The 20,619-nt window shown below is 56.5% G+C and carries 17 protein-coding genes; 10 read left to right on the forward strand and 7 right to left on the reverse strand.

The genetic code is table 11. The features are described from left to right. Positions 1–3 precede the first annotated feature (3 nt). Complete coding sequence (locus tag ABEA08_RS19015; RefSeq protein ID WP_345336986.1) at positions 4–3,441, reverse strand: SPOR domain-containing protein; 3,438 nt, start codon at positions 3,439–3,441, stop codon at positions 4–6. A 155-nt stretch (positions 3,442–3,596) separates the two neighbouring features. On the opposite strand from ABEA08_RS19015, the gene ABEA08_RS19020 reads away from it, so the two are divergent. Continuing rightward, positions 3,597–3,959 (forward strand): Hpt domain-containing protein, encoded by a 363-nt coding sequence (locus tag ABEA08_RS19020; RefSeq protein ID WP_345336987.1) that lies wholly within the window; start codon positions 3,597–3,599, stop codon positions 3,957–3,959. A 62-nt stretch (positions 3,960–4,021) separates the two neighbouring features. Here ABEA08_RS19020 and arcA read toward each other — a convergent pair whose 3' ends face one another. Further along, positions 4,022–4,744: a two-component system response regulator ArcA gene (gene arcA, locus ABEA08_RS19025; RefSeq protein WP_345336988.1), complete on the reverse strand. Its 723-nt coding sequence runs from the start codon at positions 4,742–4,744 to the stop codon at positions 4,022–4,024. Positions 4,745–5,310: 566 nt separating this feature from the next. Next, the gene (asnC, locus tag ABEA08_RS19030; RefSeq protein WP_345336989.1) at positions 5,311–5,799 is read right to left on the reverse strand and encodes a transcriptional regulator AsnC; all 489 of its coding nucleotides are present in this window, start codon (positions 5,797–5,799) and stop codon (positions 5,311–5,313) included. Between the two features lie 127 nt (positions 5,800–5,926). Between asnC and asnA the strand changes: the two genes are divergently transcribed. Next, entirely contained in the window at positions 5,927–6,904 is a 978-nt protein-coding gene (gene asnA, locus ABEA08_RS19035) for an aspartate--ammonia ligase (RefSeq protein WP_345336991.1), read from the forward strand. Between the two features lie 24 nt (positions 6,905–6,928). Here asnA and rluA read toward each other — a convergent pair whose 3' ends face one another. The 3 genes from rluA to ABEA08_RS19050 form a co-directional block, all read right to left on the reverse strand. Beyond that, on the reverse strand, positions 6,929–7,585 hold the full coding sequence (gene rluA / locus ABEA08_RS19040) for a bifunctional tRNA pseudouridine(32) synthase/23S rRNA pseudouridine(746) synthase RluA (RefSeq protein WP_345336992.1): 657 nt from the start codon (positions 7,583–7,585) through the stop codon (positions 6,929–6,931). A gap of 77 nt (positions 7,586–7,662) precedes the next feature. Continuing rightward, the gene (locus tag ABEA08_RS19045) at positions 7,663–7,953 is read right to left on the reverse strand and encodes a hypothetical protein (protein ID WP_345336993.1); all 291 of its coding nucleotides are present in this window, start codon (positions 7,951–7,953) and stop codon (positions 7,663–7,665) included. Positions 7,954–8,037: 84 nt separating this feature from the next. Then, entirely contained in the window at positions 8,038–8,442 is a 405-nt protein-coding gene (locus ABEA08_RS19050; protein ID WP_345336994.1) for a hypothetical protein, read from the reverse strand. 176 nt (positions 8,443–8,618) lie between these two features. Here ABEA08_RS19050 and ABEA08_RS19055 point away from each other — a divergent pair, with 176 nt between their 5' ends. Continuing rightward, positions 8,619–9,230, forward strand: a complete 612-nt coding sequence (locus tag ABEA08_RS19055) for a thioredoxin family protein (protein ID WP_345336996.1) — start codon at positions 8,619–8,621, stop codon at positions 9,228–9,230. Positions 9,231–9,286: 56 nt separating this feature from the next. Here ABEA08_RS19055 and ABEA08_RS19060 read toward each other — a convergent pair whose 3' ends face one another. Then, positions 9,287–10,651, reverse strand: a complete 1,365-nt coding sequence (locus ABEA08_RS19060) for a winged helix-turn-helix domain-containing protein (protein WP_345336997.1) — start codon at positions 10,649–10,651, stop codon at positions 9,287–9,289. A gap of 406 nt (positions 10,652–11,057) precedes the next feature. On the opposite strand from ABEA08_RS19060, the gene ABEA08_RS19065 reads away from it, so the two are divergent. The 7 genes from ABEA08_RS19065 to ABEA08_RS19095 all read left to right on the forward strand — a co-directional run bounded on the left by ABEA08_RS19065 (position 11,058) and on the right by ABEA08_RS19095 (position 20,160). Continuing rightward, positions 11,058–11,495: a thioredoxin family protein gene (locus ABEA08_RS19065; protein WP_345336999.1), complete on the forward strand. Its 438-nt coding sequence runs from the start codon at positions 11,058–11,060 to the stop codon at positions 11,493–11,495. Positions 11,496–11,792: 297 nt separating this feature from the next. Next, positions 11,793–13,763 carry a cytochrome C gene (locus ABEA08_RS19070; RefSeq protein WP_345337000.1) on the forward strand — a complete coding sequence of 657 codons (1,971 nt, stop codon included), beginning with the start codon at positions 11,793–11,795 and terminating at the stop codon, positions 13,761–13,763. 61 nt (positions 13,764–13,824) lie between these two features. Continuing rightward, the gene (locus ABEA08_RS19075) at positions 13,825–14,289 is read left to right on the forward strand and encodes a rhodanese-like domain-containing protein (RefSeq protein WP_345337001.1); all 465 of its coding nucleotides are present in this window, start codon (positions 13,825–13,827) and stop codon (positions 14,287–14,289) included. Between the two features lie 68 nt (positions 14,290–14,357). Continuing rightward, positions 14,358–15,224 (forward strand): FKBP-type peptidyl-prolyl cis-trans isomerase, encoded by an 867-nt coding sequence (locus ABEA08_RS19080; protein ID WP_345337002.1) that lies wholly within the window; start codon positions 14,358–14,360, stop codon positions 15,222–15,224. A 35-nt stretch (positions 15,225–15,259) separates the two neighbouring features. After that, positions 15,260–15,664, forward strand: a complete 405-nt coding sequence (locus ABEA08_RS19085) for a hypothetical protein (RefSeq protein WP_345337004.1) — start codon at positions 15,260–15,262, stop codon at positions 15,662–15,664. A 52-nt stretch (positions 15,665–15,716) separates the two neighbouring features. Next, on the forward strand, positions 15,717–17,744 hold the full coding sequence (locus ABEA08_RS19090) for a TonB-dependent copper receptor (RefSeq protein WP_345337005.1): 2,028 nt from the start codon (positions 15,717–15,719) through the stop codon (positions 17,742–17,744). Positions 17,745–18,201: 457 nt separating this feature from the next. Beyond that, positions 18,202–20,160 (forward strand): cytochrome c3 family protein, encoded by a 1,959-nt coding sequence (locus tag ABEA08_RS19095; protein WP_345337006.1) that lies wholly within the window; start codon positions 18,202–18,204, stop codon positions 20,158–20,160. Positions 20,161–20,619 lie beyond the last annotated feature (459 nt).

Raw genomic sequence — 20,619 nt, forward strand, 5'->3', positions numbered from 1 at the left:
ACTCTAGCGCAGAGCACTAAATGGACGCAACCATGGATTTTGTAGGGGCTTGTCCAAGGCGTCCAGCGCCGCGTAGGCGCTGTCGCGATCGGCAAAGCTGCCCCATAACACTTGATACCAGCCATTGTGTTCGACCACCTGACCCTTTTCCTCTAGTCCGTTTTGACGAATAAACGCCTGGGCGCTGTCGGCCGAGCGGGTGGCTGCCAGCTGCCAGGTCACGTGCTGATCCGGTTGGCGTGATAGCCAGTCGCCACTGGGGGCGGGCGGCACCGGTGTGGCCGGGGTTGGGGCGCTGATCATCCCCGTGGCAGCCGGGGCACGGGCGTCAGCCGCGGGCGCAGTGTTGCGGCGGTCCTGCGGATCCAGGCTTTCCCGCTTGAGATCCGCCACACGACGGATGATCGGCGTCCCATTGCTCAGTGAGCTGGGGATCCCACGGCCTCCCAGCTGGGCGGACTGACGGCTCGGGTACTGGCCGGCCAGCAGCAGGTTCATCGGTTTGCCGCCGCGCATCACGGTGATCTGCAGCAGCGACTGGGCCGGATAGCGGTTGCGCAGCGCGGCCAGATCGAACGTATCGCGGCTGGCGGCCAGCTGCAGGACGAAGTCACTGTCATTGATACGAGCCAGTGGCGTCAGTTGAGTGGGCAACGCCTCCGCGCGATTGAGGATCCCGGGCAGTTCGGCGTTCGCTACGGCGTCGACGATAGGCTGCGCCGCGCTCAGTGGTGCCGTCAGGGCTGCCGCGTTGCTGCCAGCCTTGGTGTCTTTGGCCTGATAGGGACTCCCAGCCAATGCGGTCAGCTCGATGGTCCAGGGATCGCGCTGCTCGCCGTCGGCGCCGATATTGAGCGGGAACACCGGCACAGGACTGCGCAGCCGCTGTTGCCGCAGCTGGGCCTCATCCGGCACCAGATAGTAGTTGCCGGGCTTGACCTCGAAGCGGAACTGGCCGTCGTCGTCACTGCGGACTTGTGCCACGGGACGACGATCCAGATCGGTCAGGGTAAAGCGAAGCTGATCGACGATCTGGCCCTGCTCGGTTTGGATCTGGCCATGCACCTCGGTCAGCCAGACCAGTGCCAGCTCAACCTCGGTGCGCTGCCCAACCAGGGGCATGGCATCCACCGGACCGTCGCGCAACACGAGACCTTGCGGTAGGTTGCGCGGATCGATGCTGATGCGATAGCGGTTTTGCGCGGGCAGCTGGCGCAACAGGATCTCGCCGCTGTCGTCGCTGGCCTCGCGCGGCCAGCTGGGCGCGGTGTCGATGCTGATCCCAGCCAACGGCTGATCGCTGCGATCAAAGCGGCCATTGTTGTTGCTGTCGATAAACACCCGAACCGCCATATCGGCCTGCTGTGGGCGCAGGGCGGTCAGATCCAGCGCGCCGCGATTGTCATCGTGGTTGAGCGAGAAGGAGGCGGTGGTGTTGATCTGCCAGTCACCACGGGTGTCGATCCCGCCTTGCAGGCCCAGAGTCAGCCAGCGATAGCGGTAGGCGACTTCGTGGCCGATGCCAAAGCGACTCTTGCGCTCGAGTGGGTTTTGATACCACAACAGGGTTTGGTTGTAGATCTCATACCAGGGGCGCCAGCGCATCCGGGTTTCCATATCGGTGACGCCATAGCCAAATTGGTACTCCACCTGACTGGACAGGTTCCAGCCATTGCCCAGCGTGGAGAGCAACACTTCACCGCTTTGGCGCTCCAGACGGGTATCGTACTGCGCGTCATAGCGGTAGTGGTGGGTCAGGTGCACAGGTCCCAGTTGGGTCGAGAGCCGGTTTTCAAAGCGGCCGAAGCTGTCCGGCGCGGCGTCTTCCTGCGGGTCGAGCCAACTGCCGCCAAAGGCGTACTGCCAGCCGCCCAGGCGCCAGGTCTGCCCCTCCAGCCAGAGGGTGGACTCATGATTGAGCGGCAGTTCATCCTGCTCGGTACGGTCCGCCTGCAATTCGCCGTGATTGCGGTGGCTCAGGCGCAGTTGATGGTTGGCTCCCAGGCCCCGGCTCAATCCAGCGAAATAGGCGGTTTGGCTTTCGTCATCGCTGATCGCCTCGAGTTGCACCCGGGTTCCGAACAGATCCGCGCCTAAGTGGACACCGAAGTAGTTGACGTCATTGAAGACGATGCGGCCCCACTCGTCCTGCTCCAGTTTTTGCTGCTGATAGCTGACGCCAAGATCCAGCGTATCGGTCAGACCATAGTTGGCGCGCAGGGCCAGTTGGCGCTGCGCGCCCAGTGCATCCTGCTCGCTGTCGGTGAGCCGATTAAAGACAAAGCGGGTGTTATCTATGTAGTTGATCTGGTAACTGAACTGACCGCGGCGCACGTTGCGGCGGTTGTCGACCGTCTGGCGGCGGACATGATGTTCGCCATTGTTGCCGTACAGGTGCAGCTCAAAGACGTTGACGCCCTCGAGCAGGGCCACGTCGGTAAAGCGGTAGCGGCCGGAATCGGCGGCTTGGGTGAAGCCCAGTAAGACGCCGTTACGGTACAAATGGACCTGCCAATCTGGCGGGGCATTGCCCTCCAGACTGGTCACGCCAAAGCGTTGTTGCTGGGCGTTACCCAGCGCAAAGCCCAGGCCTTCGCGCGTGCCTGCCAGCAGGTTGTCGCCAAACTGGGTGATGTCGCCGAGCTGATACTGGCCCAGATCAAACGGCAGGCTCTCGCTGACATCGCCTAGATCCCGCGACAGGCGCAGGCGGTATTCGCTGCGTTGCTGCGCCAGCTTGGTGTAGTTGAATTCGTAGCTCTGCCCGGCCAGATCGCCGGTGCTGATCAGCCCAAGTCGGTAGTCTTGGGTCAGCAGTTCGTCGCCGATCAGTGCGCTGTTGATAAAGCCGAGCACGGTCGGAGGACTGGCTTCGGCGTAGTCATGGGGATGGATGGGATCTAACCCGCCGCTGTGGAAGTTTTGCTGCTGACCCAGGCTGGCCTCATTGGCGTGTTGCTGCTCGATCTGTTGGACAATGGGCAGTGGGTATTCACTGCTGACATTGAGTCGTCCGGACTGATTATGAAAGCGCAGCTCCAGCGGCAGGATCTGGCTGATCAGCTCGGCGTCCAGATAGAGATCGGCACTGTCTCGGCCCCAAGGCTGGGCGGGATCGAGCTCGAAACGCTCGAACCCTCGGCGGGCTTCATCGACCTGCAGATCCAGTAAGAAATTGCTGTTTTCACCGCTGATCCACCCCGTCGCGCTGGCGCCTTTGGGGTCCACCCGGATATCCATGCCGATGGCGGCACTCAGTGCCTGCAGGGGCACCAGATGGCGCTGATCCAGGCGATAGACCACCACAGGTTGGGGCAGTTGCTGGCCCTGACTGAACAGGGTGTAAGTCCGCAGTTGTTCGGAGGACAGGGGGATCTCTTCCGCCAGGGTGGGCGTGGCGCAGATCAGCGCACCTAATACCGCTAAGGTGACAGCTCGCATCTTTCTACTTCAATAGCTATGGGTCAGGTTGAGCGCGAGGATAGCATTATTTGTCTGTTTACACAGTGACCTAAAGTTGCTTTTGTTGTCGTTACAAAAGGCCGTATGATAGAGCGCAGCCCCAAGGGCGATTTGTTTGATGTGGGAGAATGAAAATGGAGCAAGCCGGTTACCAACATCTGGATACCGCGACTTTGGATCAATACGTTGCCGCCATTGGTGCGGGCACCCTATTGAAGTCGGTGGTGCTGTTTGAGCAGATGGCCCCAGAATATCTGGCGGCCGTCGCCCAAGGGATGGCGGACGCGGATAAAGCGGTGATCACCAGTGAAGCGCACAAACTGAAGGGCGCCGCCGGTTCGGTGGGCCTGAAGCGGATCCAGGAGCTGTCGCAGAGTCTGCAGTGTGGTGATGAGGCGGCGTGGCCGGCGCAGCACCCGCAGTGGTTTGAGGCGATCCAAACCCATTTGGCCGGGGATGTGGCTCTGTTGAAGCAGTATCTGAACGAGCGCAGTTGAATGCGGCGTTGACTGGATACAAAAAAACCGCCATTCGGCGGTTTTTTTTGGCTGGGTCGGCCTTACTGGTCGTTACCCAGGGCACCACAGAAGCGGTAACCTTCGCCGTGGATGGTGGCGATGATCTCCGGGGTCTCCGGGTGGCTTTCGAAGTGCTTACGGATGCGACGAATGGTCACATCAACGGTACGATCGTGCGGCTTCAGCTCGCGACCGGTCATCTTCATCAGCAGATCGGCGCGGGACAAGATCTTGCCTGGGTTCTCGACGAAGTGCAGCAGGGCACGGAACTCAGAACGTGGCAACTTGAACGGTTCGCCAACAGGGCTGATCAGAGAGCGGCTGTTGATCTCCAGCGTCCACTGGTTGAAGTGGTAGAACTCAACCTGTGGCTTCTCTTCGTTGCTCTTCGCTGCATTAACGATACGGTTCAGCAGGTTGCGTGCACGAATGGTCAGTTCACGTGGGTTAAACGGCTTGGTGATGTAATCATCAGCGCCGATCTCCAGGCCCAGGATCTTGTCGACTTCGTTGTCGCGACCGGTCAGGAAGATCAGAGCAATGTCGTCTTTCTCACGCAGTTCACGGGCCAACAGCAGACCATTCTTACCGGGCAGGTTGATGTCCATGATGACCAAGCTGACTTTGTTGGTCTTCAGGGCGTTGTGCATCTCTTCGCCGTCAACCGCGACGGTGACATTGTACCCTTCAGCTTCAAAGATGCTTTTCAGGGTGTTACTGGTTACGGCTTCGTCTTCGACAATGAGGATGTGCGGATTTTGCATTTGGGCTACCTAGAAAGCGCGATTCAACACTAAAGTTCTGGCGCAGACATCAATGGATGCGCCGTTAAGCATAGGCAAAGTCCGTTTTGTTGCCACATTCAGCCTCAGTGCCTGTTTGCCACGTTGGGCTGCTATAGTTCCTGTGCGCTTGCTGCAGCTGTGTTGTTACTGCGCGAGCGGGAACAAAATACCTAAAACAGGTCAACAGTTGTCCAAAAATTGTTAACGGAACACAAAAAGTGCTATCCCGATCACAATTGTTGAGGCAAGCTCACAATCAAACTTAAGTGATTACATTTGCTTACAGTCGGGCTGGGCATCAACTCCTTCGATACCATTATGACTGGCGATTCTACCTATGCTGAGCGTCGAAGTCATATTTCAAACAATGACTTGTATTAACTTGTGATCCATCTGGATTTATTTCGCCAGTGTGCGGAGTCAACAGGCTTATTTTTGCCCCACTTTCGCTAAAGCGTAGTGGATCTCGGTGCACCGTGAGAGGGTTCTTTAACGGCTGTTAGCGATCCTCAGCAGTTGTAGGCAATAGGTAGCCGACTTGCCGCTTACGGCTGGATCTGACGGGCGATCGGCTGGCTGAGCGACAGCAGGGTTTCGGTGGACTGGATCTGCTCGATGGATTGGATCTGATCCACCAGCAAGCGGTGTAGCGCATCGATATTGCGGCACATGATCTTGATAAAAATACTGTAGTGCCCCGTGGTGTAGTAGGCCTCGATCACCTCGGGCAGCGCTTCTAGCTTGGCCAGCACGGCGGGGTAGTCGCCGGCGGCCTTAAGGTTGATGCCGATAAAGCAGCAGATCTGATACCCCAACGGGCGAGGGGCCAGCAGCACTTGGGTGCCGGTGATGATCCCCGCTTGCTTCAATTTTTCCACCCGCACGTGCACCGTGGCCGGGCTCACCTCGAAGCGTTTGGCCAACTCGGCATACGGCGTCCGTGCATCCTGTTGCAGCGCATTGAGCAAATTTCGGTCGAGATTGTCGATCCGTTGCTGTTGGGCCACTTCTTGTACCTCATTTTGATGATCCATCGGTTATCGCCTTATATTTTTGTTGGATCTATATAGGGTATGGCTTTTTGGTTTTTGATCCATTGTTTTGTGGCCGAATTGGGTGAAGGATAGTTGGCAGAACAACACTGCATTTTCCGAGGCCACCATGAAACAGAGCTATATCCAAACCCAGCGTCAGATCCAATTTGCCCGCCAGTATTTCAGTCAGCAATTATGCCAGCGCTTGGGCTTGGTTGAGGTGCAGGCGCCCATGCTGTGTGAGCTGGGATCGGGGATCCAGGACGAGCTGTCCGGCTCCGAACAGGCGGTGCAGGTGGCGGTGAAGGCGATCCCGGATAAGCGATTTGAGGTGGTGCACTCGCTGGCCAAATGGAAGCGGGCCACGCTGGGGCGCTACCGGTTTGCGCAAGGCGAGGGGATCCTCACCCAGATGAAAGCCCTGCGGCCTGATGAGGAGACGCTGGGCGCGAAGCATTCGGTTTATGTCGATCAGTGGGACTGGGAGGCGGTGCTCAGCGGTGAGGAGCGCACTCAGCAGGGATTGTGTCAGCGGGTGGAACTGATCTGGCAGAGCATCAAGGCCACTGAGGGGGCATTGGCTGAGCAATTTGAATTGGCGATCCGTTTGCCTGAGCAGTTGTATGTGATCCACGCCGAGGCGCTGCGTCAACGTTACCCGGAGCTGGAGCCGGCTCAGCGTGAGCGGCGGATCTGCCAGGATAAGGGCGCGGTGTTCATCATCGGGATCGGTGCCCCGCTGGCGGACGGTCAGGTGCACGATGTGCGCGCGCCGGATTACGACGATTGGAGCAGCGAGTGTGCGCAGGGCATGGGCCTGAACGGCGATCTGTTGGTTTGGCATCCGCAGTTGCAAGATGCCTTTGAGCTGTCCTCGATGGGGATCCGGGTCGATCCTAAGGCGCTGCGTCGTCAGATGCGTCTGGCCCAGCGCGAAGGGGGGCTCAGCCAGCAGTGGCATCGCGCGTTACTGGCCGGTGAGCTGCCGCATACGATCGGTGGGGGGATCGGTCAATCTCGTTTGCTGATGCTGCTGTTGGGACGGGCACACATCGGCGAGGTGCAATGCGGCGTCTGGGCCGATGAGTGCAGTCGGCGCCTGTAAGGCGCCGGTTGCATAAAGTGCGCGTTAAAACGGCAGCGGCGCGGTGAGGTGCAGCGGCTCGCCGCTCTCGGGGTGGACAATGCCGAGCTTGTAGGCGTGCAGATGCAGGCGATCGGCGGCGTCACGGGCCTGCTCATGGGCATAGAAGCTGTCGCCGAGTATGGGGTGGCCTAGCGCCAGCATGTGTACTCGTAGCTGGTGCGAGCGGCCGGTGATCGGCGTCAGTTCGACCAGGCTGCTGTTGTCGTCTTGAGACAGGACCTTATAGCGGGTCTGAGAGGGCTTGCCATCCTCGAAGCACACCTTCTGCTTGGGGCGGTTGGGCCAGTCGCAGATCAGCGGGAGATCCACTTCGCCTTCGGGCTCGGCCGGATGGCCCCAGATCCGGGCGATGTAGGTCTTGCTGGTTTCTCGGTCGCGAAACTGGCGCTTGAGCTCGCGCTCGGCCTCTTTGCGCAGGGCAAAGATCAGGATCCCGGAGGTGGCCATATCGAGGCGATGCACATCATAGACGGTACCGAATTGGCTCTGCACTCGACTGAAGGCACTGTCCTTGTGTGCCGGCTCACGGCCAGGTACGGAGAGCAACTCGGCGGGTTTGTCGATCACCACAATGTCGTTGTCCTGATGGAGGATGGTCAGGAAGGGCTCGGTGGGTGGGTTATAGACAAAGTTTGGCATAACGGATCCTGCTCAGATCGGGTGCGACGGAGAAAACGGTCGCACACCTTAGGCCAAGGATCGAGCGGATGCAAGGCTCAGAGCAGATCGCCGCCATTGGCGTAAACCAGAGCAAAGGTCCAGATCACGAAGGCCAGTGGCAGGTGGATCAGGGCATAGAAAAAGGCATCCATCTTGGTCATGCTGCCTTCGTCAAACAGCAACAGCATGTGCAGGACTAAGACCAGAGGCAAGGTGGCCATCAAGGGCCAGGTAAACAGCGCGGAGCCGGGCAGCAGTGCGCGGCTGAGGATGGCGATAACCACCATAGCCAGGGTCACCACCGGAGCGGCGCCTATTCGATAATGACTCGGGTACCACTGAAACATCCCGCACTCCTTGGCTGACGTTACGTTTTGTGACTGAGCATTGCTTCACGTTAGTGGATTGTGAGTCGATAGGCAAAGGCTTGATCATCCCTTGATCTCTTTGCCTCTCAATACCCGGCGGTGTTTGATTGAATAATGGCGGAACTGGGAGGGGCCGTGGGCGATGTAGATCGACAGCAGCAAAATGGCGCTGAATAGATAGGGCGCCAGTGCGGGCCAGGGATAACACAGCCCCAGCAGTGCGACTTTACCCAGCGTACAGATCCCTTTGAGTTGGACCAGCCAGAGCGGTGAACGCCAGATCTCCCAGATCGTCAACACCACGCCGCTGAGCATGGCCAGGATCCACCAGTTACGCCATAGCGCGCTGTCCAGGCCATAAAGGAAGCCGCCTGCTGCACCGGCGATCCCCAGCACATGCAGAGCTCTTAGGGTGGTTTTGCCCATGCGCAGTTGATAAAAGCGTTGATCGGAAATAGGTTTGTTCATAATAGGGGGCTCTTAAGGGTGATCGCCCTATTGTGGTCAGTGCCCTATTATTGAGCAAGAGGCAGAGATGGCTGCGAACCAGCGCGTGATCACGCTCACGCTATTGATGCTGTAAAGAAACTATATTCATTTGGGTTGTCTATTTATTTGCGATCTCACTTTTTATTAGGAGCACCATGAACACTCTGCGCACGGTTTCTCTGGCGGCCATGTTGGTCCCGGCTTTGGTTGTGGCTCAGCCGGAAGCACCGATCGATCATAAGAAAATGCTTTCCATCATGTCTGGTACTCAGGACATGAGCGCCCCACAAGCTCAAGGAAACCCGCATGCGGCGATGGGGGGGATGCAGGGCAACCCGCACGGCGGAGAGGTGATGCAGGAAGCGATCCTGACCGGTGAGCTCGATGCAAATCGGATGATCTTTGAGTTGGTTCCCATGGGCCGCTCGTACCTCGATTATCAGGTGGATACCCAGGCCCTAGCGCCACTGCAGGGCTACAGCAAGGCCACAGAGATCACCGTGATCCTAGGCACTTGGTGCGGGACCTGTCATGTCTATACCCCGGCATTCATTAAGATCATGAAAGCCTTGGACAACGCCAATATCCAGGTACGCTACATTGGCGTCGATAAGCAGCGTCAAGCTGGCGATGTGTCCTTGGATGGGATCGAATTTAACACCATCCCGACCTACATCATTGCGCAAGAGGGCAAGGAGATCGGCCGTATCGCCGGTGAGCCTGAGACCAGTCTGGAACGCGATCTGGTTCGGATCTTGACGCAGTAAGCGATGAGAACAGTGAAAAAGGGGGCGCCGAGTATGGCGCCCCCTTTTTTGAGCCCTTATAGCGGCAGTGTGGTGCGTTTGGTCCAGGCCGTGAGGCCATTGTCGAGCCCCCAGACGGCGCTGTGTTTGTCTTGCTGCAATCGATAGAGCGACAGCTCACCCTGCTCTAAGCTGTGGCGCCGAACGGTGCGATAGAAGTTGAGCATGCCGTCGGTGACCTTGGTCGGCTTTTCGAGGTCGCGCTCGACCTCGCGAATGCGAAAGAGCTCGACCTTGCCGTTGGGCAATTTTTTTTCATAACGTTGGAAGCGGCCGTCGAGGCGATATTTGACCGGGGTGGTCAGGCAATCCTCATCGGTCAGGCACAGTGTGGCGGAAAACAAGCCTTTGTCCTTGCTGGTGTGCACCAAGGAGAGGGTCAAGTCGGCGCGAATGGTGAGTCGATCCGTCGCCGGGAAGTAAATATCGGCTTGATAGATCTCCTCCGTCAGAGGGCCCTTGGTTTGCTCAAGCTCCAACACGGATCTCGGCAACTCAATACGGTTGAACTGGTGGCGTTGCGCCATCTCCTTCGCCAGAACGATAAACTCCGCCATGTCTAACTCGAATGTTTGGCCTTGTGGAAAGGCAATATTGAGTAAGTCCTGCCCAGAGCAGGGCGATTGGAACTCTCCCGGGCAAAGGTTTAACACAGGCCCATGTGGAGAAAAGGAGCCGAAGGCGTTAAAGCTGTGGGGGGCTTGCTCCGGCCAAGGGTGTGTCGGTAAATGAGCTTGTAGCCCTTTGATTAACGCCTGAGAGCGGTCTGCTTCAGTATAAAGCGTGATCGGGCCTTGGGCTGCCCCAAATTGCAGTGAGGTCATGATCTGCTCACTCCAGCGGAGATCCCCGCCCCACTTGGGCAGCGGACCCTGGGTATGCCAGGCGATGATCCCACAGAGCAACAGGAGAACAAGCAGTCCGCGCGAAGAAGATTTGAACCGACTTAGCTGATTGTACGCTGTACGGAGCTTGGGCTCGGTACGGCTAGTGGGTCGAGGGTTCGATGGTGGCGGTTGCTGTGCCGTGGTGGCTTGTTGAGCCGGAGGGGCATTTTGTTTATTTTCGGGCGCCAGTATGGGCTGGATACTGAGCTGGTAACCCTGCTTAGGTAACGTCCTGAGTAGCAGGTGGGGATAGGGCTCCAACTTTTTCCGCAGGGTACAGATGCATTGCACCAAGGAGGAGGGGGCGACAATGCGCTCGGGCCAACCGGCTTCGAGCAGGAAGCCTTTGCTGCAGACCGTATCCTGATGCTGATAGAGCGCGAGCAAGACTGCAGATTCGGCTTCTGTGAGCGTGGTGCATTGTTGAGAGCGCAGATCCAGTAAGTGGTGATTTTGACAGTCGAGTGTGAGCTGGTCGGTTATTGTGATGATCATGCCGGTCTTAACGTGTTCACTTATTTATAGTCGATATAATTACCAAAAGTTTCATGTTGAGTTTATGGAACCTAAAGGGGGCGGTTAAGAATTGTCTGTGAGGCCATAGCTTTATTGCTGATGAGTGAAGAATTTTTATTGTGAGCAGGGTTAATTGTGACCTCCATCTTTGGTTTTTGATGGGCTGGACTATCCATCCGGTCGAGCCTTAGTTTGTGCGAACGCTTGGCATGAATGGTTTGGTGCTAATTTGTTGGGCCATCTGCGTTGCTGAGTTTAATTCATCAACTTTTATCTTTTTACCTTATGAAAACGCCTTTTTGTTGAAGGTGTAGTGCGAACAATCTATGAGAGAGAAATCGTTGTGAACAATATTTGTAGGGCGAACCTCTACCGAGGAGCATTCATGAAGTGGGGTCGTAACAGGTGGTTTTTGGCGTTTTGTGCCCTGCCCTTATTGGTTCGGGCAGAGTGGCCGGATACCGCCATCGAGGTTCACTCGGTTGCGACCTGGCAGCAGGCTCTGGCTCAGGCTGAAGGCCAGCCAGTTTTACTCGATCTGTATGCTGACTGGTGTGCCAGTTGTCAGAATATCAAGCAGCGGGTGCTGCCCGCCCCTGAGGTACAGCAGGCATTGACGCCTTTTACCTTTATTTATGCTGATCTGACAGCGATGAGTGAGGATGATCAGGCTTTGTTTGACCATTTCGGGCTGTTGGGGTTGCCTGCATTAATGCTGTTTGATCGGGCGGGTGAGGAGATTGCGCCACTAAGGATGAATCGAGAAGTGGATGTCGAACTCTTGTTGAAGCAGTTAAAGTTGGCCAAGCAGCATCAGGGATAGAACAATAAGCGACAAATTGCCCCAAATTGCTGAGATGGCATGTGCTGAATTTGCATTTGGGGATTTCGGGACAATAAGGTTTTTCTTTGTTAATCCTCCTTTGTGTGCGGCGGTGGTGGTTCAGTGCGGCATTTATATCCTTTTATATTAAATGGCTAGCGCTCGTGATGATGATCACCACAAAGCGCACGAAATTTAAGGATATTCATCAAGACATTCGGCATATGTACTGAGGAGGTTTGGATGGCCTCTTCAAAAAAGCTGAATGAAATTACCTGGCATTAAAAGGGATAGATGATGAAAAAAATAGTCGGTTCCGCGCTTTCGGCGCTGGTAGCGGCAGCCATGTTGGTGCCTTCGGGCGCGATGGCCAACACGGATGCTAAAAACATCTCTGACACACCGCCTCGCGACCTGTTGGAGAATGTGGTTTACGAAAAGGATTATTGGGAGTTCTTATTGGAGAACCACCCAATCTTTCAGTATGAAAAAGAGGGACGTGTAGTCGGTAAAATTCACCTGAGCGATCGTCAGGAAGAGTTCATCGATTTCCGCGATGCGGACAAATACGCAGAGCGTCATCCTGAACTCGAGCGTGCAGCGGTGACTTACCGTTTGGGTAAGGAAACCTTCCTGGATTTCCCGAACAAGTATGTTGGTCCAAAAACCTGTGGTGAGTGTCACCCTGCGCAGTATGAGAAGTGGACTCGCTCTCGTCACGCCAACACCGTGCGTTTCCCGGATGAGATGATTGAGATCGAGAAGTTTGGTCTGAAGGATCTGAACTCGCCGATGTTCCCAGAAGTGGGCCCTGCCTCCATTCTGCCTGAGGGTGTGGATGCGAAGTCGGTCTACGCCATCATCGGTACTCCACGGACCAAGTACGGTTTCCTGGATTCTTATCTGGTGCGTGGTACCTACCACGTTCGTGACGGTCTGCTGTCTGAAGGTACAGGTACCATCGTAGCGGGCACCAACCAGTTCTCTCGTGGCTGGGCGGAAAGCATCACCCCAGAGGTGGCTAAGAAGATCGCCGAGTACGTGGACGGCTTCCCGACCACCATCGATGACTTTAATGCCATTGGTGGGCGCGGCTCAAACGTTTGGGGTGTGACCTCTTACGGTTCAAATAACGAAGAAAAACTCATGTTCCAGCCGGCTTCCTCTTATTGCGAAGTGTGCCACACCATGAAGTTTAACTTTGCCTCCTCCGAAGAGTTCTTTGATGCGCTGGGCGATGCTAAGAAACTGCAGGAAGCTACCATTGCTCGCGGGATCTCCTGTGAAGAGTGCCACGGCGCTGGCGGCCACATGGTCGACGGCAATGGCGGCGGCATGCCTTCCAACTGTGAGCGTTGTCACCAGCGTTTCGTTTGGAACGAAGCGGCTCAGGAAGCGGATGAGCGTAACCCGTTCAACTCTTACTTCAAGTCGGCATGTCCTTCTTGCGGCACGGAAGGTTCGCAAATGTACTTCTCTGCTCACTACGAGAAGGGCATGCGTTGCTCGACCTGTCACGATCCGCACGAAGTGACCAAGAACGATTGGACCTCCGACGTGACTTACACCAACCAGAAGAAAGCGTGTAAGGATTGTCACGAAGTTCAGGGCGAATTCTTTGCTAACTCTGGTAAAGGCCACCAGGCCGGCGGTTGTCGCGGTTGTCACATGCCAAACATGGGCTCTTGTGAGAACTTCGCTGAGATCCAGTTCCCTGACCAAGGCGGTTTCGACAACGTTCGTGCCTCGCACATCTGGAACATTAAGGTCGATAAAGACGCGAAGACCCTGAACCCACCTGAAGGTGCGCCACGTACCCCAGGTAAAGGTTGGACCATCGCTCGCGATGACGAGAACCGCGGTTATCTGGATCTGATGTGGTCTTGTGGTCGTACTGCGTTTGCGGATGCGTCGCTCCTCGACGGCAACGGCTGTCACTCTCCAGTGCAGTCCAAGCTGCCTAAGTCTCTGCACTTCAAGAACCAAGAAGAGGTGTACGGCAAGGTTGTGAAATGGCAGTCCCCTGTCAAGGAAGGCTACCAGCACGTGCGTGACACGGTTAAGAAGATCGACCGTGCCATTGGCAAGTCCAAGCTGAGCAACTCCGAGAAAGCTCAGGTTCTGGGTCTGGCGCGTAAAGCCCGCGAGATCGCAGATAAGGTTGAGAAGGACGGTGCATGGGGTGCTCACGGCGCTCGTTACACTCAAGGCCTGATCAACGAAGCGGTGATCTACGCCGATGAAGCTGCAGCCCTGATGAAGCTGTAATCCATCAAAAGTCATTGGGCGCCCTCCCTGCGGGGCGCCCTTTTTTAAACGAGGGAAAGTAATGAAAAGATCTCTGGTTTTGATGCTGAGCGCTGCGCTCTTCGTGCCTACCGGCGTTGTCGCCAAGGCGCAAGAGAAGATGAGTGTCGAGGAGTATCGGGCCCTGCTGGAGGCCGAGTACGCCACCAAGCCACAGAAGATCAGCCTGCGTGAGGCCCATGCGATATGGGAGTCTGGCAAGGCGCTGTTCTTTGATGTGAATACCCCGGAGTTGTGGGATGACGGCCACGTGCCTGGCGCCACCTTCATTAATACCGCTGACTGGGAGTCCAAGTTACCCGAAGAGAAAGATCAGCTGATGGTGTTCTATTGTGCCAACCGGATGTGTCTGGCCAGTGATTACGCAGCCGAAGCGGCCTGGGAGTTGGGCTACACCAACATTAAGTTGATGCCGGATGGGATCTACAACTGGCGTCGGGATGGTTATCCATTCGAAGTGCCGAAGCAAAAGATGGCTCAGCGCTGATCGTTTGTTTGTAACCGTTTGCACCCAACCGGGTGCGCCATGTGAGTTTGAGTAAGTTAGGAATATCTATGAAATCGTTGTTTAAAGTATCTGCTGTTTGTGTGGCCATGGCGCTTTCTCCTGCGTGCTTGGCGGATTTCGATGGCGATAAAGCCGCGTACACCCTAGGTGCGTCTTTGGGGCAGCACTTAGCCGGTCAGGTACAAGAACATCAGGCGCTGGGATTGGAGTTGAACCAACAGCAAGTGATCGACGGTTTCCTTGCGGCCTTTAAAGGCAATAACGCAATGAACGATGAGCAAATGGAGCAGGCTCTGGTGGCGATGGCAGATGAACTCAATCGCCTGGCCGTAGTGCGCATCGAGCAAAACTCGAAAGAGGCTTTGGAGGCCGGCTTGGCTTACTTGGCTAGTAATAAGAACAAAGCGGGCGTAACGGAAACCGAGTCCGGCGTGCAGTACGAGGTGATGACCAAAGGTAAAGGCGAAAAGCCGACCGCCGAGGATATGGTTAAGGTGCATTACCAAGTCAGCAGTGTCGACGGTGAAGTGATAGGCAGTACCTTAGACCGTGATCCGAACATGTTTACTGTTGGCCGCGCGATCCCAGGTTGGGCCGAAGCGCTGCAGTTAATGCCTGAGGGCTCAAAATACAAGATCAGCATCCCATCTGAGTTGGCTTACGGTGATCGTAATATGGGCGCCTTCCCACCCAACTCGACTCTGGTGTTTGAGGTAGAGCTGCTGGAGATCCTGGATCCTGAGGCCATCATTGAAGCGGCGAAAGCGGCCGGTCAAGGACCGAAACAGCGTCACCATTCCGAAGGCGGCATGAGTGGCATGGGCGGCATGGGCGGCATGGGCGGCATGGGCGGCATGGGCGGCATGGGTGGCTCGAAAAAAGGTGCCAGCCTGTGGGACCAGATCCAGCAATAAGCTAAGACCCACATAAGCCAAAGGGATCTGGGCGGATGATGGCACGACAGGGACAGCGATGGTTCTTGGCAATGGCCGGTTTGAGCTGGCTGTTGCTGGCTGCCATGCCGGTGATCAATGCCCACGCTGACAAGTTGGGCGTACTGTCGCAGCTGTGTCCCTTACATGCTTATAGCGATCCGCGTCCGGCCTCCGAGCGGCCATCCTTTCTGCCCGATGAGCCGCCGCCGACGCAAGCCAGTGCGGCGGCCGCAGAGCCGGTCACGGCCAAGTGCCCCTTGGCCTCCCAATCTGTTGTGGCGGCGGGTTCGACGTTGCAGACGAGCCTGCAGCGCCCGCCGCTTCGTGGCCGGGCCCATGTTCGCGCAGGCTTTGCGACGCACCTGCCCGGGCGCTTTGCTCGAGCTCCCCCTCTCTCTGCTCTAACCCCATACGTTTAATCATTTTTCTATGTGGTTCCTGGTCCGCTCTATGGTCCGGGAGGAGAGAGTTATGTCTAAAAAAATTAATGAAACAGGCCGTCTTGTCGGTTTAACCCCGCTGGCGCTTGCCGTACTGACGGCTTTGGCGCCGACGGCCTGGGCGCAGTCCGCGCCGGCAGACGGCGACAATGAGCGCCCGATAGAGGTGATGGTGATCACCACCGAGCACATGGAGCTGCCGGGGATGATCGTGACCGATCCCAAGCAGCCGAGGCAGCCCTTGCCCGCCTATGATGGTGCGGATTTCCTCAAAACCATTCCGGGCTTTAACGTCAACCGCAAAGGCGGTGCCGGTGGCGATCCCAGCTTTCGTGGCATGGCCGGTTCGCGCTTGGGGATCAGCGCTGGCGGTATGATGCTGCACACCGCGTGTGGTGGCCGGATGGATCCGCCGACGGCCTACCTGTACCCGGAAGCGTACGATCGGGTCACGGTGATCAAGGGGCCGCAATCGGTGCGTTACGGTGGCGGCAATTCGGCCGGCATGATCCTGTTCGACAAAGATCATCATCAGCTCAGCGAGTCGGGCGCCAGCGGGCGGATCAGCCTGACCGGTGCCAGCTTCGATCGCCACGATGAGATCGTCGAGGTGAAGGTGGGGGCGGAGCAGCATTATCTTGATGTCACCGCCAGCAATGCCAATGGTGGGCACTATCAGGATGGTGACGGCAATAAAGTGCAATCCAGCTATCGACGCAACAACTTCCGTGGCGCGCTGGGCTGGACACCGGATCAAGACACCGTGGTTGAGCTTAGCTACGGCCTGTCTGACGGCGAGGCCGAGTACGCCGATCGCGCCAATAAAGCGCGCAAGATCGCCAATGAAAACGTCAGCCTGCTGATGAAGCGGCGTTATCGTCATGATTGGATCCGCAATGTGGAGGCACAGGCGTTCTACAGCGAAGTGGATCACATCATGGATCAGTTTGATCAGGGCGTGAACAGTGGTACCAATCCGGTGGTAGACAACTATGGTGGCCGCTTGCTGGTGGAGCTGACCACTCAGCGTCACTGGGGCGCCGCGGTCGGCACCGATTACAACGCCAGCCGTCATCGCAGTCGTACTATCGATCCGTCCCAGGACAACGGCTTGGATGATCTGCTGAGCAAGCCGCTCAGCAGTAACTCCGAGTTCACTGATCTGGGACTGTTTGCCGAGGTCGATCTCTATCTGCCACAGGGGATCCTCTATACCGGCGTGCGCTGGGATCATTGGCAGGCGGATCTGCACGTGGCCCAAGGGGGCTCACGCAGTGAGGAGTTGTTCAGTGGCTTTGGCCGCTATGAGCTCAATACCGGCGGCGATCAGTATTATGCCGGCATTGGCTATGTCGAGCGGGCACCGGATCATTGGGAGATCTGGAAGGCCGACGCCACTCAGAGCGGGGCCAAAGCGTTTGATCTGGCGCCGGAGCGCACGACTCAGTTGGATCTGGGCTGGATCCATCAGCGCGAGCGCTACAGTCTCTCCGCATCGCTGTTTTACAGTGATGTGCGCGACTACATCCTGGTGGAATCCAAGGTGCCGGTGGCTGATAGCATGCTGACCGTGTCGCGCAACGTCGATGCCACCCTGTACGGTGGCGAGATCAGCGCGGTGTTGCTGTTGAGCGATTACTGGAGTTTGACCAATACCTTGGCGTATACCCATGGCGACAACGACAGCGATAACCTGGCACTGGGACAGATCTCACCGCTGGAGGCCAACTTTAGCCTCAATTACGACAGCGAGCAGTGGGCTTTTGGCGCCTTATGGCGCGTCGTTGCAGCGCAAGATAGGGTCGCACTCAATCAGGGTAACATCGCCGGGCAGGACTTTTCCGAAAGCGCGGGGTTCGGCGTGCTGTCGCTCTACGGTGGCTGGATGCCGAACGAGACGGTGATGCTGACGCTGGGGGTGGACAACCTGTTGGACAAGGCTTACAGCGAGCACGTGAGCAAATCTGGTGCCGGTAATGATATCCCCGGCTCTGAGCCGCTGTTTAAGGTGACGGAGCCGGGTCGTACGGCTTGGGTGAAATTGAACTACCGCTTCTAACGATTTAGTTGCGCTCACTAAGCCCCGGCATGGATAGTGCCGGGGCTTTTTTGTCTCTTGTTGTTCTGGTTGAATGGTTCGCTTTCTTTATGGCGAAGGCAGGGACATGGAGAGGGCTTCGCCAGCGGCGACATTGTGAAAATTGTTCCTTTTTATCCCGAGATTGTTTGTCCTTGAGCCGGTTATGTCTTGGGCAGTATTCTGAGTGCGTTAATTACAGATGCCACAATCGTCGCGCCGAGTGTTTTGGTCTGGGCAATTAAGAATCTTGGTCACGGATTAATCCTCTACATTTATATAAAAATTTTATTAACGGCACATTTGCCGTGATGGCAATCACCTTTTTTTATCTTCTGTTCGATGATATTCACCTTAGCGTTCGCTTCTGTAATTTGTTTCACAATTAGCGGAGGAGGGCGTGATACGGTTATCGTAAAAGGGATGAATGATGAGATTGATGAAATTGACAGTATCCGCCATTGTGTCGGCAGCCTTGCTGTTGCCGGCCAGTGTCTTGGCGAATACGCAGGCTAAAAATATTACCGCAGAGGCCCCCCGTGATCTGGCGGAGAATGTGGTGTATGAAAAGGACTACTGGGAGTTCTTGTTGGAGAACCACCCTATTTTTCAATACGAAAAAGAGGGACGTTTGGTCGGTAAGATCCATCTGAGTGATCGTCAGGAGGAGTTCATTGACTTTGGGAATGGTGATCAATACGCAGAGAACCAAACCGAACTTGAGCGGGTGGCGGTGACCTACCGTCTCGGTAAGGAAACCTTCCTGGATTTCCCCAATAAGTACGTTGGCCCGAAAACCTGTGGTGAATGTCACCCAGCCCAGTATGAGAAGTGGACCCGTTCGCGCCATGCCAATGTGCTGCGCTTTCCGGATGAGATGATCGAGATCGAAAAGTTCGGTCTAAAGGATCTGAACTCGCCGTTATTCCCAGAAACCAGTCAAGCTTCGATCCTGCCTCAGGGCGTGGATGCCAAGTCGGTCTACGCCATCATCGGTACTCCGCGGACCAAGTACGGCTTCCTCGATTCCTATCTGGTGCGCGGTACCTACCATGTTCGTGACGGTCTGCTGTCGGAAGGCACAGGCACCATCGTGGCGGGCACCAACCAGTTCTCGCGCGCTTGGGCTGAGGACATCACCCCTGAGGTGGCGAAGCAGATCGCGGAATACGTCGAGGGTTTCCCCACCAGTATCGATGACTTCAACGCGGTTGGCGGACGAGGCTCGGATGTTTGGGGGATGACCTCCTATGGCTCGAGCAACGAAGGCAAGTTTATGTTCCAGCCCGCTTCCTCATATTGCGAAGTGTGCCACACCATGAAGTTTAACTTCGCCTCCTCCGAAGAGTTCTTCGACGCGCTGGGCGATGCTAAGAAGCTGCAAGACGCCACCATCTCCCGCGGGATCTCCTGTGAAGAGTGTCACGGCGCTGGCGGCCACATGGTCGATGGCAACGGCGGCGGCATGCCGTCCAACTGTGAGCGCTGTCACCAACGTTTCGTCTGGAACGAAGTGGCGGCAGATGCGGATGAGCGTAACCCGTTCAACTCCTACTTTAAGTCCGCTTGCCCCTCTTGCGGTACTGAAGGGTCGCAAATGTACTTCTCTGCGCACTATGAGAAGGGCATGCGCTGCGCTACCTGTCACGATCCGCACGAGGTGACCCGTAATGATTGGACCTCAAGCGTCACTTACACCCGTCAGAAGAAGGAGTGTAAGGACTGCCACGAGGTGCAAGGGGAGATCTTTGCTAACTCCGGTAAGGGCCACCAGGCGGGCGGCTGTCGCGGTTGTCACATGCCGAATATGGGCTCTTGTGAAAACTTCGCTGAGATCCAATTTACCGATCAGGCCGGTTTCGATAACGTCCGTGCGGCGCATATCTGGAACATTAAGGTCGATAAAGACGCCAAGACCCTGAATCCGCCGGAAGGTAAGCCACGTGAGCCAAGTAAAGGTTGGACCATCGCGCGTGATGATGAAAACCGGGGCTATCTGGATCTGATGTGGACCTGTGGTCGTACCGCGTTTGCTGACGCTTCCTTGCTGGATGGCAATGGCTGTCACTCGCCTATCCAGTCGAAGTTGCCCAAGTCGCTGCACTTTAAAGACCAAGAGCAGGTGTACGGCAAGGTGGTGAAGTGGCAGACGCCTGTGAAAGAGGGCTACCAGCACGTCCGTGACACGGTCAAGAAGATCGACCGGGGCATCGGCAAGTCCAAGCTGAGCAACTCAGAGAAGGCTCAGGTGCTGAGTCTGGCGCGTAAAGCGCGTGAGTTGGCGGATAAGGTTGAGAAGGATGGGGCTTGGGGGGCGCACGGCGCTCGCTACACTCAAGGCCTGATCAACGAAGCGGTGATCTACGCCGATGAAGCCGCCGCGCTGATGAAGTTGTAATGCCAATGGCCGGCGCCTTAGCTGCGCCGGCTGTTCCAAGTCGCGAAGGGCTGAACCATTATCCCACTTGGTTCAGCCCTTCTTTTTCAGCTATCAGCTATCAGCTATCAGCTATCAGGGATTAGCAAATAGTTATCAGCTATCAGCTTCCACCTTCCACCTTCCACCTTCCACCTTCCACCTTCCACCTTCCACCTTCCACCTTCCGCCTTCCAGCTTTCAGTTTCCAGCTATTAGCCTTCAGCCTTCAGCTTCCTGCTAACTAGCCCCTTCGCTCTTCCATCGGCCGACTTTGACGCCGGATACTGGGCACGGCTCAACACGGGCCGCTTTCTGTCGCTGCATGGTTTGCGCCGCGGTCACGGTCATCGCTGGCGAGCTGGAGTGGCCGCCTGGGCCATGCCAAGGCGCGCAAGTGCAGGGCGCCGACTCGTTCTGACGATAGGGACGAGGCTGTGA

It is taken from the genome of Ferrimonas pelagia (genome assembly GCF_039543565.1).
GTDB classification, from domain to species: domain Bacteria; phylum Pseudomonadota; class Gammaproteobacteria; order Enterobacterales; family Shewanellaceae; genus Ferrimonas; species Ferrimonas pelagia.

Excerpts from the sequence above, each read along its gene's own strand:
- ABEA08_RS19015 (WP_345336986.1), bottom strand. The coding sequence starts at position 3,441 with ATGCGAGCTGTCACCTTAGCGGTATTAGGTGCGCTGATCTGCGCCACG.
- ABEA08_RS19020 (WP_345336987.1), top strand. The coding sequence starts at position 3,597 with ATGGAGCAAGCCGGTTACCAACATCTGGATACCGCGACTTTGGATCAA.
- arcA (WP_345336988.1), bottom strand. The coding sequence starts at position 4,744 with ATGCAAAATCCGCACATCCTCATTGTCGAAGACGAAGCCGTAACCAGT.
- asnC (WP_345336989.1), bottom strand. The coding sequence starts at position 5,799 with ATGGATCATCAAAATGAGGTACAAGAAGTGGCCCAACAGCAACGGATC.
- asnA (WP_345336991.1), top strand. The coding sequence starts at position 5,927 with ATGAAACAGAGCTATATCCAAACCCAGCGTCAGATCCAATTTGCCCGC.
- rluA (WP_345336992.1), bottom strand. The coding sequence starts at position 7,585 with ATGCCAAACTTTGTCTATAACCCACCCACCGAGCCCTTCCTGACCATC.
- ABEA08_RS19045 (WP_345336993.1), bottom strand. The coding sequence starts at position 7,953 with ATGTTTCAGTGGTACCCGAGTCATTATCGAATAGGCGCCGCTCCGGTG.
- ABEA08_RS19050 (WP_345336994.1), bottom strand. The coding sequence starts at position 8,442 with ATGAACAAACCTATTTCCGATCAACGCTTTTATCAACTGCGCATGGGC.
- ABEA08_RS19055 (WP_345336996.1), top strand. The coding sequence starts at position 8,619 with ATGAACACTCTGCGCACGGTTTCTCTGGCGGCCATGTTGGTCCCGGCT.
- ABEA08_RS19060 (WP_345336997.1), bottom strand. The coding sequence starts at position 10,651 with ATGATCATCACAATAACCGACCAGCTCACACTCGACTGTCAAAATCAC.
- ABEA08_RS19065 (WP_345336999.1), top strand. The coding sequence starts at position 11,058 with ATGAAGTGGGGTCGTAACAGGTGGTTTTTGGCGTTTTGTGCCCTGCCC.
- ABEA08_RS19070 (WP_345337000.1), top strand. The coding sequence starts at position 11,793 with ATGAAAAAAATAGTCGGTTCCGCGCTTTCGGCGCTGGTAGCGGCAGCC.
- ABEA08_RS19075 (WP_345337001.1), top strand. The coding sequence starts at position 13,825 with ATGAAAAGATCTCTGGTTTTGATGCTGAGCGCTGCGCTCTTCGTGCCT.
- ABEA08_RS19080 (WP_345337002.1), top strand. The coding sequence starts at position 14,358 with ATGAAATCGTTGTTTAAAGTATCTGCTGTTTGTGTGGCCATGGCGCTT.
- ABEA08_RS19085 (WP_345337004.1), top strand. The coding sequence starts at position 15,260 with ATGATGGCACGACAGGGACAGCGATGGTTCTTGGCAATGGCCGGTTTG.
- ABEA08_RS19090 (WP_345337005.1), top strand. The coding sequence starts at position 15,717 with ATGTCTAAAAAAATTAATGAAACAGGCCGTCTTGTCGGTTTAACCCCG.
- ABEA08_RS19095 (WP_345337006.1), top strand. The coding sequence starts at position 18,202 with ATGAAATTGACAGTATCCGCCATTGTGTCGGCAGCCTTGCTGTTGCCG.